Consider the following 15,825-nt stretch of genomic DNA (forward strand, 5'->3'; position numbering starts at 1 on the left):
ATGAGGATGGTGCGGTCCGGCCCGACCGGGCTGTCCGCGCGCGCCACCATCGACCCGGCCGACCCGGTGTTCGCTGGTCACTATCGGGGATTCGCCCTGCTGCCAGGGCTTTTCCTGGTCGAGTACGTGAGTGCCGCGGTGCGGGCGGCCACCGCGCAGGCCGGGATACGTCCGGTGGCGGTGGAGCGCGCCAAGTTCCACCGGCCGGTGTTCCCCGGCGACGAGCTGGCCATCGAGGCGTCACTGGCCGTGGACAACGGTGAACTGCGTTGCGTGGCCACGGTAGCCACCGCGGTCGGCCCGGTGGCAGACGTGCGACTGAGCTATCAGGCGACCGAGCTAGTCAGACAGCTGAGCTGTCAGGCGACCGAGTTATCAGGCGGCTGAGCTACCAGGGAGGTGAGCGATGATCGGTGTTGCGGAGATCAAGAGAATCATCCCGCACCGGTTCCCGGTCCTGCTGCTCGACGGTGTGTCCGAAGTGGACCCTGGCAGGAGCCTGGTGGCCTACAAGGCGGTTACCAGCCGCGAACCGCACTTCGCGGACCTGGACGAGTACGCGGCGCCGGAGGCCTACGCGTATCCGGTGAGCCTGCTGCTGGAGTCATGGGCACAGGCCGCGGTGCTGCTGGCCCGCTGGGCCGAACCCAACCCGGACGTGYTGACCGGGCGGGTGGAACTGCTCGCCGGGATCCGCAGGGTCGAGCTGCCGCACCCGGTGTATCCGGGGAGTGTGCTGCGGCACCACGTCGAACTGGTCCGGGCGGTCGACGATGCGGCGATCTTCACCGGTCGCACCGAGGTGGACGGCGTCACCGTGGTCCGGGTCGGCCAGTTCACCCTGGCATCGCGCACGATCGACATGCTGCGGCTCGAGACGAAGGAGTGACCATGTCCCCGACCGGGCGCCCGGTGGCGCTGGTGACCGGAGGCTCGCGCGGTATCGGGCATCAGGTGGTGACCCGTCTTGCCGCCGACGGTTTCGACGTGGCGTTCTGTTATGTGTCCAGTCAGGACGCCGCGGAAACGGTGGCCAAGGAGGCGTCCGCCGCCGGTGCGGCGGTGTACCTGCAAAAAGTTGACGTGGGCGAACGCCGTGCGGTCAGCCAGTTCGTCAGGGCCACTGAGGGTGAACTCGGCCCGCTGGCCGCGGTCGTGTCGTGCGCCGGCATTGTGCGGGACAATCCGCTGGTGCTGATGAAGGACGACGACTGGCAGGCCGTGCTGCGGGTCAACCTGGACGGAACATATCACGTGTGCAAGGCCGCGGTTTTCTCCATGATGAAGCGGCGGGCCGGCGCGGTGGTGACCATGTCKTCGGTGGCCGGTGTGTACGGCAACGCGACACAGACCAACTATTCGGCGTCCAAGGCCGGCATCATCGGGTTCACCATGRCACTGGCCAGGGAGGTCGGCCCCTACGGCATCCGGGTCAACGCGGTCGCGCCCGGCTTCATAGACACCGACATGCTCGGCGGTCTGTCCGACGAGCATGTCGAAAAGATGACCGAGCGCATCCCGCTCGGACGGTTCGGTCGCCCGCAGGAGGTGGCCGACCTGGTGTCGTTCCTGGTGTCCGACCGGTCCACCTATATCACCGGCCAGGCTTTCGGCGTCGATGGCGGTCTGACTCTCTAGGGGTTTTCCATGACCAAGGCCCGCACCCCGAGGTTCTACTTCTCGTTGCGCAGTCCGTATTCCTGGCTGGCTTACCGCCGGTTGCTCGCCGAATACCCGGACATTGCCGAGCTCGTCGAATGGGTCCCGTTCTGGGAGCCGGACGAACGCAGCGCCGCCGCGCTGACCGGCACGTTCCCCTATTCGGCGATGTCGCGGGCCAAACACCTCTACATCCTGCAGGACGTCAGCCGGCTGGCCAGGCAGGCTGCCGTGCCGCTGGCCTGGCCGGTGGACCGGGCTCCGGTGTGGGAGATCCCGCACCTGGCCTACCTGGTGGCCGAGCGTGCCGGCCTCGGCCGGGAGTACGTGGCCGCCACGTACCGGACGCGCTGGGAGCAGGGCCGTGACATCTGCGACCGTGCCATCGTCGCCGAGATCGCCGCGTCCATCGGCGTGGACCCTGACGCCGCCGCGTCCGCCGCGGACGATCCTGATCTGCGCGCGGACGGCTGCGCCATCCTCGAGCGGATCTGCCGCGACGGCGTGTTCGGCGTCCCGTTCTTCGTCAACGGCTTCAACCGGTACTGGGGTGTGGAACGCCTGGCCGACTTCGCCGCCGAGCTGCGTGCCCGTCTCGTCCCCGCCACCGGCCTGCCCGCGATACGCGCCGGAACGGTGGGCCTGGGCCGCTCGTCCGACGAAGGCCACGTCGGCGGTTGCGGCTGACCTGCGGATTCGTGCCGGGGACGGGCCGAGCGCCGGCGAACTGGTGATCCGCAAACCACGTGGATTCGCCTGACCCCTCCGGCCCGTCCAGCCGTGTTGCTCGAGGACGTGTCTCCTGCCCTGTTCCGGCGTTCGCCCTGTGTTCCAACGCGTGCTGGACGGACCTGGACGGACGATGTCACGGGGTGGTTGACGCGGCAACGGGTGGGGTGCGCAGAGCGTAGAGGGTGGGGAGCAGGGTGGCCAGCAGGGTGAGCGCGGCGGCTGATCCGGTCACCGCCAGGTAGATCCACAGTGGGCCGTGCGGCAGCGGCGAGTCGCTGAGCGCGAGGTTGAACGGTACCAGTGTGGTGATCGACACCAGGGTGCCGAGGATGATGCCGCCGACGACCACCAGCACCGCCTCGGCGCTCATCATGCCCAGAACCTGGCCGCGGGTGGTGCCGATCAGGCGTTGTACGGCGAACTCCCTGCGACGCTCGGCGGTGGCCACGATCAGGGTGTTGACCAGCGAGATCACCGTATAGCAGATGATCATAAAGGCCAGCAGATAGTTGATCCACACACCGGTCTGCTCCTGCTCCGCGTGTGCCGAGCGCAGGGTGTCCTGGCCGGCCACACGCAGGCCGGGATGGTCGGCGGCGAAGTCGGCGAGAGTCGCGATGAGCGTGCCCGGCGCGACGCCGGGAGCGGCGCGTACCAGGATCTCCTGCGCCAGACCGGTTCTGGTGTGCGGGGCGACAAGTTCGGCGGGCGCCAGCATGGTCTCGAACCCGTGGCGCGCGGCGAACAGCGCGACCACCTTCGCCGAGACCCTGGTGTTGTCGCCCAGCCACAGGGGCACCGTGTCGCCGAGCTCGTAACCGAAGTGCCGCGCGCTTGTCGTGGCCAGCGCCACTGTGTCGCCACGCAGATCGGCCAGCGTGCCCGCGGTCAGCGCGACCGGGGCGGTGCGGTCCGCGCCGTCGGCGGTGATGCCCTGCAGCGGCACGGTCTCCCGGTAGCCGGTCTCCGCAACCTCCTCGCTTTCCAGGTATCCCTCGCTGTTCACCACCGCGCTGGCCTGGCCGACACCGGGCAGCGTGCGCACCGACCGCACCAGGTTGACCGGGAAGCCGCCGGCGGTGGAGACGAGCGCGGCGTCGGCGCGCAGGTTCTCCGTGTAGGCCCGATCGGCGGCCTCGGACTGGGACGTCTGGAGATACAGCAACGAGGTGGCCAGGCCGGTGGCAAGCATGATCGGCATAATCATGCCGGCCGTCCTGATCCGCCGTGTTCTCGCGTTGAGCAGGGCAAGATGGCCGGAGAGCCCGCACATCGCACGAAGCGGCACGTACAGCACCAGGACGATCACCCGGGTCAGGYCGGGGCCGAGCAGCGCGAAACCAGTGGCCCACAACATGGCGGTCGGGCCGGCCGTGCTCGCCGCGACCGGGCCCTTCATCACCAGTGCGGTCACCAGGGTCAGGGCCATTCCGCCGGCCAGGAACAGCACCGCGAACAGGATGCGCGGCCAGCTCACCCAGCGCCGCTGCAGGCCGGCTTCGACCAGCGCCTCGGTCGGCCGGGTGCGTGCCGCGGCCCAGCCGGCCGCCCAGGCGGCGAGCAGCGCGGTCAGCATGGTCACCGCCGAGCCGACCAGYGTCGGCACGAAGCCCTGGTGAAACACGATCGCCGGAGGAGCCACACCGCCGTCGGCCAACTGGTCGAACAGGAATCGCCCAACCGGCCTACCGAACGGGTACGCGGCCGCGGCGGCCAGCAGGCCGATCATCATGGTCTCGCCGAGCAGCAGCCGGCGCAGCTGGCCAGGTGTGCCGCCGATCGCCCGCAGCAGCGCCATCTCCTGCTGTCGTTGTTGCACGGAGAGACCCAGGATGCTGGCCACCACGAAGATTGCCACCAGCACGGCGAGCCCGCCGAACACACCGGCCAGCACGATCATCGTCTCGCCGCCGTCCGCGGCGCTGGCGAACTCGGCCAGGCCGCGCTCGTCCCCGGTCAACAGCGTCGTGGGCGTGTCCTTCAGCGCTGTGGCCAGCGCGTCGCGCAGCTGTCCACTTTGGAAGCCCGGCGCGGCGAGCACGCCGATCGCGTCCACCTGGTCACCCGCGGGCACGATCCTGGCGACGTCGGGTTCGGCGAAGAACAACGCGCCCGCGATGATCTGGTCCGCGGACACCACGCCGCTGACCCGGAACCGCGCGGGGGTACCGCGTACCACGACGTCGACCTGGTCACCGACCCCGACGCCGGCCCGCGTCGCGGTTGCCGTGTCCACCGCGATCTCGTGTTCGGCTGGCGCGGCGCCGTCGCGGATCCCGTATCGACCGAGCGCGGCCGACGCCCAGGCGTGCCCGATCTGCTGGTCGCCATCGGTAACCGGCATGCCGTCGCGCAGCAGCGCGGCAGGGAACGACACGTCCGGCACGGCATCGGCGACGCCGGGCACCGACCTGATCCTGGTCACCAGCGTGGCGTCCAGTCGGATCGGTTCCGGATGTGACTGGTCGCCGGTGACCACGACATCGGCGGCGACCAGTCGCTGTGGCGGGACCGCGGTACGGATCCCGGTCTCCATGAGACCGCCACAGGCCATCACCAGCACCGTGCCGAAGAACAGCGCGACGAACGACGCGACGAAGCCGCCGGCGCGGTATCTCAGGGTCCGCAGGGCCAGTAGCAGCATCAGGACACCTGCCCCGCCGGTGTCCTGCCCTGCGTACCGAGCTTGATCATCTGTTCGGCCAGCACCTGCGCCGTCGGCTCAAGGATCTCGCCGACGAACCGGCCGCCGGCCAGGAACACCACCCGGTCGGCATGCGCGGCAACGACAGGGTCGTGAGTGACGATCACAACAGTCTGGCCGCCGCTGCGGACCGCCTGCCGCAACAGGTCGAGGATTTCCAGGGCGGTGTAGGCATCCAGCGCGCCGGTCGGCTCGTCGCCGAAGATCACCGAAGGCTGGGTGATCAGTGCTCTGGCGATGGCCACCCGTTGCTGCTGGCCGCCGGACAGTTCGCCGGGCCGGTGCTTGCGGCGCTCGCTGAGCCCGACCTGTTCCAGCACCGTGTCCACCGCGCCTCGTCTGGGCCGGCGGCCGGCAAGGCGCACCGGCAGCGCGATGTTCTCCACCACGGTGAGCGCGGGCAGCAAATTGAACGCTTGGAAAACAAACCCGATTCTTTCGCGACGCAGAATAGTCAGCTCGCGTTCACCTAGTTTGGTGATCTCTCGGCCGTCCAGGGTCACCGATCCCGATGTCGGGGTGTCCAGTCCGGCCGCGCAGTGCAGGCAGGTGCTTTTACCGGAACCCGACGGGCCCATCACCGCGGTGAAGGTGTGGCGGCGGAAGCCGATCGACACTGAATCCAGTGCGACGACGCCGGTCCGGGAGTTGCCGTAGACCTTTCGGACGGCATCCAGGCGCACGACATCGTCCACCGCGATGCGGGATGTGGCCACAGTGTTTTGCTCCCCTGGTTAGACTGCTGCACTACGGGAGGTGATCGTAATTCTCGTCCGGATGTAGCATCTGGTCCGGCCCGAACGGCTCAGGCCTATGTGCGATTTACTGGTGGATCATCGCCGATCGGATGGTAGCCACGTCAAGCCTAGCCTGGTCGGGTAGGGCGGTCCCATTGACCCACAAAGGCTTTCCCGCAGGATCGGCTGAGACCTGCTTGGAATGTTCGCGATGCGGTACTTTGGAGATTGGGATCCCTTGGTAACCGGCTGATCGCGCGAGAGCGTGCTCGGCTGGGCGGGGGCTCGGGGGACCATGAACGGACTAGGGGTGCCATGAATCTGGAGATCCGGCATGCTCGTGTGGTTGCCATGATCGCCGAGTCCGGGAGCATCTCCAAGGCGGCGGCCAAGCTCGCCCTGCCGCAGCCCAGCCTGACCTACCAGCTCCGYCGAATCGAGAAGGCAATTGGCGGCGACCTGTTCGTCCGGTCCAGCTTCGGCATCACTCCGACTCCGCTGGGCGAGAGGTTGATCCCGATGCTGGTCGACCTGGCCAACCGGGCCGACGCGGTGATGGCCGAGGCGTCGTCGCCCCCGTCCGAGGTGTTGCGTATCGGCAATGCCGAATGGACTCCTGTTACTCTCCGTGATGCACTGCGGGCTTCGCTGCCCGAGTTGGATGTACAAACCGTGACCATGGATCCGGCGGCCGGTATGGCCGCGGTGATCAGTGGCGGGCTGAGTGTCGCGCTGGTGCCCTGGCTGGAGGGCATCACGCCGGGCACCCTGTTGGAACCCGGACTGACCATGGAGATCATAGCGCGTGAGCCGGTCTGGGTGGCCCTGCCTCGCGGGCACCGCCTGGCCGGCCAGCCCGTGCTGACCGAGTCGTCGCTGAGTGACCTGAACTGGGTCAGGCGTGTGCGCGGGAACTGGTTTCACCCGGTGGAGGAGTACCTGTTCGGTCGATTCGATCAGAAGATTCCGAACGTACTGCACTACGTCGGCGGGCATGCCGAGGCGATGGCCTGGGTTCGCGACGCCAACGCGGTCGCGCTGACCCCGCCGACCGGGGCGACTGACGAGGTCGCCCTGGTCGGCRTGTCAAGCGTGCCGCGCAGCCAGCTGCTTCTGGTGTGGCGTAAGGGATCACTGCATTTGAATACGGTAAGTGTACTGGTAAATACTTTACGTGAATATTACTGCGAGTACGCACGTACGATTCCGCAGGTGTGGGCCTGGATGATCGAACACCCCGCGGAATCCCCCGAGCTGGCCGACTATCTCACCGGTCCGGGTCTGACCGTCGCGTCCTGACCACGGCCCCACCCGCCCGTGCCGCACGACGCCGGCCCGCTTGCCCGCCCGCACCGTGCTGCCGGCACCTTGCTGAAGATACACAACCACCCCGGCCGGACATGCGTGATCAGATCTGGGGCCTACCGCATGTCACCAGCGCGTCAGTGGAGCGTCAGCCGCACGGACAAGCCTGAACGCAKAACGCCACGGTAGCGCGAGCGAGGAGGAGGCCGACCCCGCTATGACGTCGTTGGTCGCGGTGTCCAGTCATCTGCCTGAGACGATCAAGGTCGTCGACCTGAAGGAGCCCCTCGGGCTGACCGATCTCCAGGTGCGCCGGTTCACCCGGCTCTACGGGCTCTCCGAGATCTGCAAGTCCGCCGAGGAGTCCGAGACCGACCTGCTGCGGGCCGCGGCCGACAAGCTGACTGAGCTGGCCGGCCAGGAGGAGCGGGTCCGCTACCTGGTGCGGGCCAAGGGCCTGCGCACCACCGCGCCCTACCCGCACAGCCCGCTGCAGGAGGTGCGTGCGGCGCTCGGCCTGACCAACGCCACCACCTTCTCCGTCGCCGACCACGGATGCGCCACCGGGCTGCTGGCCTTTGACGTGTGCGCGACCCTGCTGGCCGCGGACGGCGACCCGGACGGGCTCGCGCTGATCCTGGCGGGGGACAGGACCTTCACCCCGTTCTCTCAGTGGGTCGCCGATGTCTCGATCATGGGCGAGGGGACGGCCGCGGTGCTGGTCAGCGCCGGCGGCACCAGGGACCGGATGACCGGCTACGCGGCCCGTGTCCACGGCCGGCCGGACGGAATGATCGATATGACCCCCGACGTGGCCAGGCAGGCACGGCAGATCTACCAGGACGCCCTGGAGGATGTCGTGCGGGCCGCCACCGCGCAGGCCGGGATCACAGTGGCCGACCTGGCGCTGGTGTTGCCGCACAACGTCAACCGGGTGTCCTGGACGGTGGCCGCGGACAAGCTCGGCCTGCCCAAGGAGCGGATCTTTCTGGACAACCTGGCCGCCACCGGGCACTGCTTCTGCGCCGACCCGTTCATCAACTACCGGACGGTTACCGACCGCGGCCTGCTCAACCCTGGTGACCACTACCTGATGACCTCGGCCGGGCTCGGCCAGACGTTCGCCGCGATGGTCTTCCAGCACTGAGGGATGGTCTTCCAGCACTGAGGAGTGTCATGACGGGCTTCACCAGAAGGCTCAGGAAGGCGCTGGTCGGCTCGCCGGACGCGGCTGTAGTCCTCCTCGGCAACTTCGAGGTCGAGGAGCAGTGGGCGCGCGGCGAGCACACCCTGCCCCGGTTCTCCGCCGCCGCGGGCACCGCAGTGGTGAACCGGATGGACGAGTTCGCCATGCTGCTGGCCGCCGCTGGCGACCACGTGGTGCTCAAGACCGCGCCGGACCCCGCCTACGTGGACTACCTGCGCGCCCTCGGGCTCGAACTGCCCACCGTGCACGTGGTGTCCCARCAGGACCCGCAGCGCACGGTCACCGAGGACATACTGCGCGACAACGAGCTGCTGGCACGGCTGTCCACGCTGGACGCGTCGATCGCGGTGCACGGGGTGTCCGAAGTGGAGGAGGAACTGGCCGCCGCCACCGGGCTGACGCTGGCCGCTCCGAGCGCCCTGGTGTGCAAAGCGGTCAACAGCAAGGTGTACAGCCGCAGGCTCGCCGACGAACTCGGCCTGCGCCAGCCGGACGGCCGGGCCTGCGACACGCTGGAGCAGTTGGCCGCCGCGGTCGAATGGGCGCGCGGACTGTTGGCCACCGGCCGCAGGGTGGTGCTCAAGGAGGCGTTCGGCGTCTCCGGCAAGGGCATCGCCGTGTTGGACAGCGAGCGCCGGCTCGACCGCACATACCGGATGATCGCCGATCGGGTCCACCGCCGCGGCGACGAACGGATCGCGTTCGTGCTCGAGGACTGGGTGGACAAGGCCAGCGACCTCAACTACCAGTTCACCGTCAGCCGCGACGGCTCGGTGAGCTTCGACTTCGTCAAGGAAGCGATCACCGAGAACGGGGTCMACAAGGGGCACTGGATGCCCGCGGACCTGTCCGGCGCGCACGTGGACCAGCTGACCATGTGCGCCGACCTGCTGGGCAAGCGGCTGGCCGAGGACGGCTACTTCGGCGTGGTCGGGGTGGACGCGCTGACCGATCCGGCCGGCGGGCTCTACCCGGTGATCGAGATCAACGCGCGTAACAACATGTCCACCTACCAGGTGTTGCTGCAGGAACGGTTCCTCGGCGTCGGACGGGTGGCCATGGCCAGGCACTACCCGCTCCGGCTCGCCGAACCGCTCGGCTTCGCCGACGCCGCCCGGCTGCTGGACGGCCTGCTGCTGTCCGGGGTGGGTGGCAGCGGCCTGTTGGTCAACAACTTCGCCACGGTCAACGCCGGCGCCCGCGCGGAAGGGCCGTTCGACGGCCGGCTCTACGGCCTGCTGATCGCGGACACCRCCGCCGAGGTGGCCGTGATCGATGCCGCGGTCACCGCCCGGCTTGCCGAAGGGATTCCGTCATGACCGAGTTCGACGTGCAGGGCGTCACGGTGTCCGAGCTGGCACGGCGTTTCGGTACCCCGCTCTACGTCTACGACTCGGACGAGCTGATCGGGCGGCTGACCACGCTGCTCGACGTGATGCACCCTCGTCTCGAGGTGTTCTTCTCGCTCAAGGCCAATCCGAACATCGCGGTCTGCGCCCTGCTGCACTCACGCGGCGCGCGGGCCGAGGTGTCCTCCATGGTCGAGCTGACCACCGCGCTGCGTGCCGGCGTGGCCGGCGAGGACATCATCTTTCTTGGCCCCGGCAAGAGCCGCGCCGAACTGGTCGCCTGCCTGGAGCGCGGCGTACACACGATCGTCTGCGAGTCCTTCGGCGAGCTGGCCACGATCAACGAACTGGCCGGCGAGCGTGGAATGATCGCCCCGGTCGCGCTGCGGGTCAACCCGAGCTTCCAGGTGAAGGGTTCCGGGCTGACCATGGGTGGCAGGGCCCGGCAGTTCGGCATCGACGAGGCGCAGCTGCTGGCCACCCCTGATCTGGCCGAACGGCATCCGAGTGTGCGGTTGATGGGTGTGCATGCCTACATGGGCACCCGGATCCTGAACGCGGACGCGGTCGCCAACAACACCGAGCGCATCCTCGACCTCGCCGAGCGGATCTCCGCCACGCTGGGCTTCCCRCTGGACCTGGTGGACATCGGCGGCGGCCTTGGCATCGCCTACTTCGACGGCGAGGACGATCTCGATCTTGCCGCGCTGGCCACCAGGATGAACCCGGTGGTCGGTGACTTCGCCACCCGGCACCCGGGCACCCGACTGGTCATGGAACTGGGCCGGTACCTCACCGCGATGGCCGGTACCTATGTGATCAGGGTCGAGTACACCAAGACCTCGCTCGGCGAGCGGTTCGCGGTCGCCGACGGCGGCACCAACCACCACATGGCCGCGGTGGGCATCGGATCGTTCGTCAAGCGCAACTTCCCGATGCTGCTGCTCAACCGGATCGACGAGCCGGCGTCGGAGAGCTGGCACGTCACCGGCCCACTGTGTACTCCGAACGACACCCTCGGCAAGAAGGTGGAGCTGCCGCCGGTGCGGCCGGGCGATCTGATCGGCGTGCTCCGGTCCGGCGCATACGGCCCCAGCGCGTCACCGGTGTTCTTCCTCAGCCACGGCCACCCCGCCGAGGTGCTCGTCCACTGCGGGCAGCCGTACCTCGTCCGCGAGCGTGACCGCCCGGAGGACCTGCTCCGCCAGCAGCGTCTGCCCGACCTGACCGCGGTGGCCATGCCGCGGGCCAACTGAAGCCGTGGGGCGACCGAGCAGCAGGGCAACTGAGCTGCGGGGCAACTGAGACGAAGGGACTGTCCCATGACAGACACGGCCACCGCGACGACCGTGCGCAGAGACCGCATCGTCGCCGCGATCTCCTCGGCGCTGATCGAGATTCTGGAGTAYGACCTGCCGGAGATCACCGAGGACTCCCGGCTGTTCGATCAGCTCGGCCTTGACTCCACCGGCGTGTTCGAGCTGCTCATGCGCCTGGAGGAGGCACTCGACGTCGAGTTCGACACGGACAACCTGGAGATGGGCCACTTCGAGACGGTTCGTTCGCTTGCCGACTTCGTCGTGTCGGAGACGGGTGACTGACGTGTACGCGACGGCGGCACCGGTAACGCCGGCCCCCGGCGGCCGGATGGCCGGGCTCGGGCTGGTCGAGGTTGCCCACCGCCAGTTCGGGCCCGGCGGGGGGCGCATCGACGACCCGTTCTCCGAGCGGCATTTCACCGACCTGACTAGCGGTTACGGTATGACCTACCGCGCCGACGTCGCGGCCCGGTCGCGCGGCAACACCTTCGCGGCCATGTCCGCCGCGCTGGTCGACGGGCTGGCCCCGGCACCGGATCCGTTCGGCGTTGCCGTGGTCGCGCACGCCACCCCGGACCTGGACTGCCGGTACGCCGCGGCCACCTACCTGTCTGACCTGCCCGGCGTGCTGCTCTCCTTCGCGGTGTCGGAGAACGGTGGATGCACGCCGTTCACCGCCCTGCGGCTGGCCGGCGCGTACACCGCCCGGCACAGCCTGCGCCGAGCGGTGGTGCTCGTGCTCGACCAGTCCACCCTGCCCTACGACCTGGCGCCAGGGGTTGCCCCGGCCGGCGATGCCGGGGTCGCCCTGGTGCTTGGCGAGGGCGGTGACAGCATGTCGTTCGGCCATGTCGCCGGGGCTCGGCGTACGAATCTGTCCGGTGCGGTGGCCGAGGCGATCGGCCAGGCGATCGGCCAGGCGCTGCCCGGCGGCGTTGGGGGAACGCCGGTCGAGGTGCTGGCCGGCCCGGGAGTCGAGACCGGGCAGGTGCCGGCCGAGTTCGGTCGGGTCACTCGGATCGACAACGGATTTCCGTGTAGCGGGCTGTGGTCGGCGCTGGCCACCCGGTTCGGCCAGCCAGCCCGGCCAGGCTCGCTGACTGTGTTGGTGGACGCGGATCCGGCCCGTGGTGACGTGAGCGCGTGCGTGATCTTCAGAGGATTTCGATGACCACGGTGGTGCGGACCGGCTTCGACCCCGGCCTCTGGGCGCGCTGCCACCGGACGGCCCGCGAGGAAGGGCTGGCTCCAGGTCTGGCCGCCCTGCGTGAGGCGTTGTTGCCGGGGCTGATCCCCTGTGGGCCGGGCGGACACGCGGTGATGCCGGCCGCGCTGGCCGGCGAGGCGAGCCGGCTGTGGGTGGACGGTATGACCACCGAGGACCACGTCGAGCTGGAGACTCTGGGCGTCGTGGATCTGCCCGGCGGGCCGGTTGCGATGCTGGGTCACTCGCGCGAGCCCGGCCACGTCGGCGCGTTCTCCGCCTCCGCGCAGCCGCGCACGCTGTGGCTGCGCGGGCTGCTCTGGTTGCGGCTGGGCCTGTCCGAGGGGCTTCGCGACGCCTGCGTCACCTACCTCGCGGGCCGTACGGTGGGCAGCTCGGTGCTGCTGCAGCAACAACTGGTCAAGGGCGCGCTGGCCGACGTGTTGCTGGAACACCTGGAGATCCGCGCTGTGATTACCAGCGCTGGCGAGCGGACCGAGGACACCCTCGGCCGGCTGCACGAGCAGATCACTGACGCGGACCGCGAGCTGCTGCACCTGCTCGGCGCGAGCGGCTACCTGGCCGGCGGGACCGGCCACGCCGCGGACGTGTCCGAACTGATGGCCGGGGTGTACGTGCCAGGGGAGCGGTCGTGACCCCGCTGGACACGCTGCGCGGGCAGGTGCGCGAGTGGGGGGTGGACTTCCGCCGGCACGCGCTGGAGCTGGACGCTGATCCCGAGGCCATCCGCGCGCACTTCGACCTGCCAGCGGTGAGGTTCCTGTCCACCATGGGCGTTCCGGTCGAGTACGGGCACGAGCCGGAGCCGATCGACGGGCACCGCTTCGACGGCACCCTTGCCGCCCAGCGGGTCGTGGTGATGGAGGAGCTGGCCGCCGCGGACGCCGGCATGCTGGTCGCGTCACCCGGCCCGCTGCTGGCTGGCGTGTTCCTTCAGCAGTTCGGTGACCCGGCTCAGAAAGCCCTGTTCTACCAGCGGATGCTGGACAGGCCGTTGTGGACGTTCTTCGCGCTGACCGAGCCGGCGGGCGGGTCGGACGTCGGCGCCATGCGCACCGTGATCCACCCCGGCTCGCCCGCGCGGCTGTCCGGTACCAAACGCTACGTCGGCAACGCCTGCCGGGCGCGGATCGGGGTGGTGTTCGCCCGGCTGAAGCCAGGGCCGCTAGGTATCCGCGCGGTGTTGCTGGAGACCCCGATCGACGGGTTCGAGGCGGTCCCGCTGGACATGATCGGTCTGCGTGGGGCCAGGATCAGCGCGATCAGTATGGACTCGGTCGAGGTGCCCGACGACGCGTTCCTCGGCCGGCAGCTGTCGCCGACCCGACGCGGTGTCTGGGCTTTCGTCCAGACMTTCAATCAGCTCAGGCCCGGCGTCGCGGCTATCGGGCTGGGCATCGCCAGGGCCGCCTACGAATACGCGGTCTCCAACCGCCGGTCGCTGCGCCGAGAGGAGGAACTGCGGCTGGACGACCTGCGCCGCCAGATCGACGGCACGCGCCACCTGGTCGAGGCATCCGCGGCCATGATTGACGCCCGGCCGGCCGACGGCCACCTGGCCTCCGCGGCCAAGGCGAGAGCCAGCGCCCTCGCCGAGCGGGCCACCCGGACAGCCTGTGGGCTCCTCGGTGCCGGCGCCCGGCTGGAACATCCACTGCTGGACAAGCTCGTACGTGACGCCAAGTCGATGGAGTTCATCGAGGGCACCACGCACATGCAGAAACTCACGATCTTCCAGGGGCTGTTGTCCGGGAAGGTTGACAACCACGAAGTGCCATCTTCCGAAACCGTACGGTGATATTAATTCGGACAAGAGGGGCAAGTGCCAATGGAAGATCAGCGGATCACGAAGGTCGTCGTCCTGGGGGGCGGTACCGCGGGCTGGATGAGCGCGTCCTATCTCGGCAAGGTGCTCGGCCCAGCCGTGCAGATCACCGTGCTGGAGGCGCCGTCGGTTCCCAAGATCGGGATTGGCGAGGCCACCGTGCCCAACCTGCACAAGACGTTCTTCGACTTTCTCGGCTTCGCGGAGGAAGAGTGGATGCGCGAGTGCAACGCCAGCTACAAGATGGGCATCAGATTCGTCAACTGGCGCACTGACGGCACCGGTGAGGCCGATGCCCGRCCGTTCGGTGACTCGATTGACCACTACTATCACCTGTTCGGCCTGCTGCCCAACCACGGCAACCTGCCGCTGTCGCACCACTGGACGTACRAGAAACTCAACGGGCAGACCAGCGAGCCGTTCGACTACGCCTGCTACCGCGAGCCCCCGGTCATGGACAAGAAGCTGTCGCCGAGATTTGCCGACGGCACCAAGTGGACGAACTACGCGTGGCATTTCGACGCCAACCTGGTGGCCGACTTCCTGCGCAGGTTCGCGGTGAACAAGCAGGGCGCGGTGCACGTCGAGGACGTGATGACCGAGGCGTTGATCGACCATCGTGGGTATGTCACCGGACTGCGCACCAAGTCCGGCGCGGTGATCGAGGGCGACCTGTTCGTGGACTGCTCCGGGTTCCGCGGCCTGTTGATCAACCAGRCGATGAAGGAACCGTTCCTGGACATGAGCGACCACCTGCTCAACGACAGCGCGGTGGCCACCCAGGTGCCGCACGACGACGAGGCYAACGGCGTCGAGCCGTACACCTCGGCGATCGCCATGTCGTCCGGGTGGACCTGGAAGATCCCGATGCTCGGCCGGTTCGGCACCGGATACGTGTTCTCCAGCCGGTTCCAGTCACGTGACGACGCGACCCTGGAGTTCTGCCGGCTGTGGGGCCTCGACCCGGAGACCCAGCCGTTGAACCAGATCAAGTTCCGGGTCGGTCGCAACCGGCGGACCTGGGTGAAGAACGTGGTCAGCATCGGCCTGTCCTCGTGCTTCCTCGAGCCGCTTGAGTCCACCGGCATCTACTTCATCTACGCCGCACTGTTCCAGYTGGCCAAGCACTTCCCGGACAAGCGGTTCGACCAGATCCTGATCGACCGGTTCAACGCCGAGATCGAAACCATGTTCGACGACTCGCGCGACTTCATCCAGGCGCACTTCTCCTTCGCGCCGCGCAACGACACGCCGTTCTGGCGGGCGTGCAAGGACCTGGTACTCGCCGATGACATCACCGAAAAGATCAAAATGTACCGGGTAGGTCTCGCGGTGAACATGCCGAGCACCGACGAGAGCACCTACTACGCGAACTTCGAAGTGGAGTTCCGCAACTTCTGGAACAACAGCAACTACTACTGCATCTTCGCCGGCCTGAACTTCCTGCCCGACCACCCGCTGCCCGCGCTGGCCGCCCGTCCGGAGGAGGTGGAGTCCGCCGAGCCGGTGTTCGACCAGATCAAGCGGACCCAGGAGAAGCTGATTTCCACGCTCCCCTCCACCTACGACTACCTGAAGAGCCTGCACGGAGCCTGACCTCTCGTCACGTCGTATTTCTGTTCCTGAGTTCTCGGAAACCCGGGCCGGGTGGCCGGGAGGTGTTTTTCTGCCTCCCGGCCTCCCGGCCTCCCGGCCTCCCGGCCTCCCGGCCTCCCGGCCTCCCGGCCTCCCGGCCTCCCGGCCTCCCGGCCTCCCGGCCTCCC

15 protein-coding genes are annotated in these 15,825 nt (G+C 68.5%); 13 read left to right on the plus strand and 2 right to left on the minus strand.

Features of this window, described 5'->3' with window-relative positions; translation table 11 throughout:
* Positions 1–6: 6 nt before the first annotated feature.
* Genes BL254_RS03240 through BL254_RS03255 form a run of 4 tightly spaced genes read left to right on the plus strand, consistent with a single transcriptional unit; the run spans position 7 to position 2,346 of the window.
* Positions 7–387, plus strand: a complete 381-nt coding sequence (locus BL254_RS03240; RefSeq protein ID WP_052914354.1) for a hypothetical protein — start codon at positions 7–9, stop codon at positions 385–387.
* Between the two features lie 19 nt (positions 388–406).
* Positions 407–889: a 3-hydroxyacyl-ACP dehydratase FabZ family protein gene (locus BL254_RS03245; protein ID WP_047222041.1), complete on the plus strand. Its 483-nt coding sequence runs from the start codon at positions 407–409 to the stop codon at positions 887–889.
* Between the two features lie 2 nt (positions 890–891).
* The gene (gene fabG / locus BL254_RS03250; protein WP_076842479.1) at positions 892–1,638 is read left to right on the plus strand and encodes a 3-oxoacyl-ACP reductase FabG; all 747 of its coding nucleotides are present in this window, start codon (positions 892–894) and stop codon (positions 1,636–1,638) included.
* 9 nt (positions 1,639–1,647) lie between these two features.
* A complete protein-coding gene (locus BL254_RS03255; protein WP_047222039.1) occupies positions 1,648–2,346 on the plus strand; it encodes a 2-hydroxychromene-2-carboxylate isomerase in 699 nt (232 codons plus the stop codon).
* A 178-nt stretch (positions 2,347–2,524) separates the two neighbouring features.
* On the opposite strand, the gene BL254_RS03260 is transcribed toward BL254_RS03255, so the two are convergent.
* Both BL254_RS03260 and BL254_RS03265 read right to left on the minus strand, forming a co-directional pair.
* Positions 2,525–5,035 (minus strand): FtsX-like permease family protein, encoded by a 2,511-nt coding sequence (locus BL254_RS03260; protein ID WP_076842480.1) that lies wholly within the window; start codon positions 5,033–5,035, stop codon positions 2,525–2,527.
* Entirely contained in the window at positions 5,035–5,811 is a 777-nt protein-coding gene (locus BL254_RS03265; protein WP_235433341.1) for an ABC transporter ATP-binding protein, read from the minus strand. The genes BL254_RS03260 and BL254_RS03265 overlap by 1 nt, the downstream gene beginning before the upstream one ends.
* Before the next feature lie 336 nt (positions 5,812–6,147).
* On the opposite strand from BL254_RS03265, the gene BL254_RS03270 reads away from it, so the two are divergent.
* The 9 genes from BL254_RS03270 to BL254_RS03310 all read left to right on the plus strand — a co-directional run bounded on the left by BL254_RS03270 (position 6,148) and on the right by BL254_RS03310 (position 15,658).
* Positions 6,148–7,131, plus strand: a complete 984-nt coding sequence (locus BL254_RS03270) for a LysR family transcriptional regulator (RefSeq protein WP_076842481.1) — start codon at positions 6,148–6,150, stop codon at positions 7,129–7,131.
* Between the two features lie 223 nt (positions 7,132–7,354).
* A complete protein-coding gene (locus BL254_RS03275; protein WP_047222036.1) occupies positions 7,355–8,284 on the plus strand; it encodes a 3-oxoacyl-[acyl-carrier-protein] synthase III C-terminal domain-containing protein in 930 nt (309 codons plus the stop codon).
* A gap of 29 nt (positions 8,285–8,313) precedes the next feature.
* Entirely contained in the window at positions 8,314–9,663 is a 1,350-nt protein-coding gene (locus BL254_RS03280; RefSeq protein ID WP_083730804.1) for an ATP-grasp domain-containing protein, read from the plus strand.
* Positions 9,660–10,949 carry a type III PLP-dependent enzyme gene (locus tag BL254_RS03285; protein WP_047222034.1) on the plus strand — a complete coding sequence of 430 codons (1,290 nt, stop codon included), beginning with the start codon at positions 9,660–9,662 and terminating at the stop codon, positions 10,947–10,949. Before BL254_RS03280 ends, BL254_RS03285 begins: the two co-directional genes overlap by 4 nt.
* Positions 10,950–11,015: 66 nt before the next feature.
* Complete coding sequence (locus BL254_RS03290; RefSeq protein ID WP_047222033.1) at positions 11,016–11,294, plus strand: acyl carrier protein; 279 nt, start codon at positions 11,016–11,018, stop codon at positions 11,292–11,294.
* The gene (locus BL254_RS03295; protein WP_139342161.1) at positions 11,287–12,183 is read left to right on the plus strand and encodes a hypothetical protein; all 897 of its coding nucleotides are present in this window, start codon (positions 11,287–11,289) and stop codon (positions 12,181–12,183) included. The genes BL254_RS03290 and BL254_RS03295 overlap by 8 nt, the downstream gene beginning before the upstream one ends.
* Positions 12,180–12,872 carry a hypothetical protein gene (locus BL254_RS03300; protein ID WP_076842483.1) on the plus strand — a complete coding sequence of 231 codons (693 nt, stop codon included), beginning with the start codon at positions 12,180–12,182 and terminating at the stop codon, positions 12,870–12,872. The genes BL254_RS03295 and BL254_RS03300 overlap by 4 nt, the downstream gene beginning before the upstream one ends.
* Positions 12,869–14,035 carry an acyl-CoA dehydrogenase family protein gene (locus tag BL254_RS03305; protein ID WP_052914351.1) on the plus strand — a complete coding sequence of 389 codons (1,167 nt, stop codon included), beginning with the start codon at positions 12,869–12,871 and terminating at the stop codon, positions 14,033–14,035. Before BL254_RS03300 ends, BL254_RS03305 begins: the two co-directional genes overlap by 4 nt.
* A 30-nt stretch (positions 14,036–14,065) precedes the next feature.
* Positions 14,066–15,658 (plus strand): tryptophan halogenase family protein, encoded by a 1,593-nt coding sequence (locus BL254_RS03310; protein WP_076842484.1) that lies wholly within the window; start codon positions 14,066–14,068, stop codon positions 15,656–15,658.
* Positions 15,659–15,825 lie beyond the last annotated feature (167 nt).

The organism is Protofrankia sp. BMG5.30 (genome assembly GCF_001983005.1).
Taxonomy (GTDB): Bacteria; Actinomycetota; Actinomycetes; order Frankiales; family Frankiaceae; genus Protofrankia; species Protofrankia coriariae.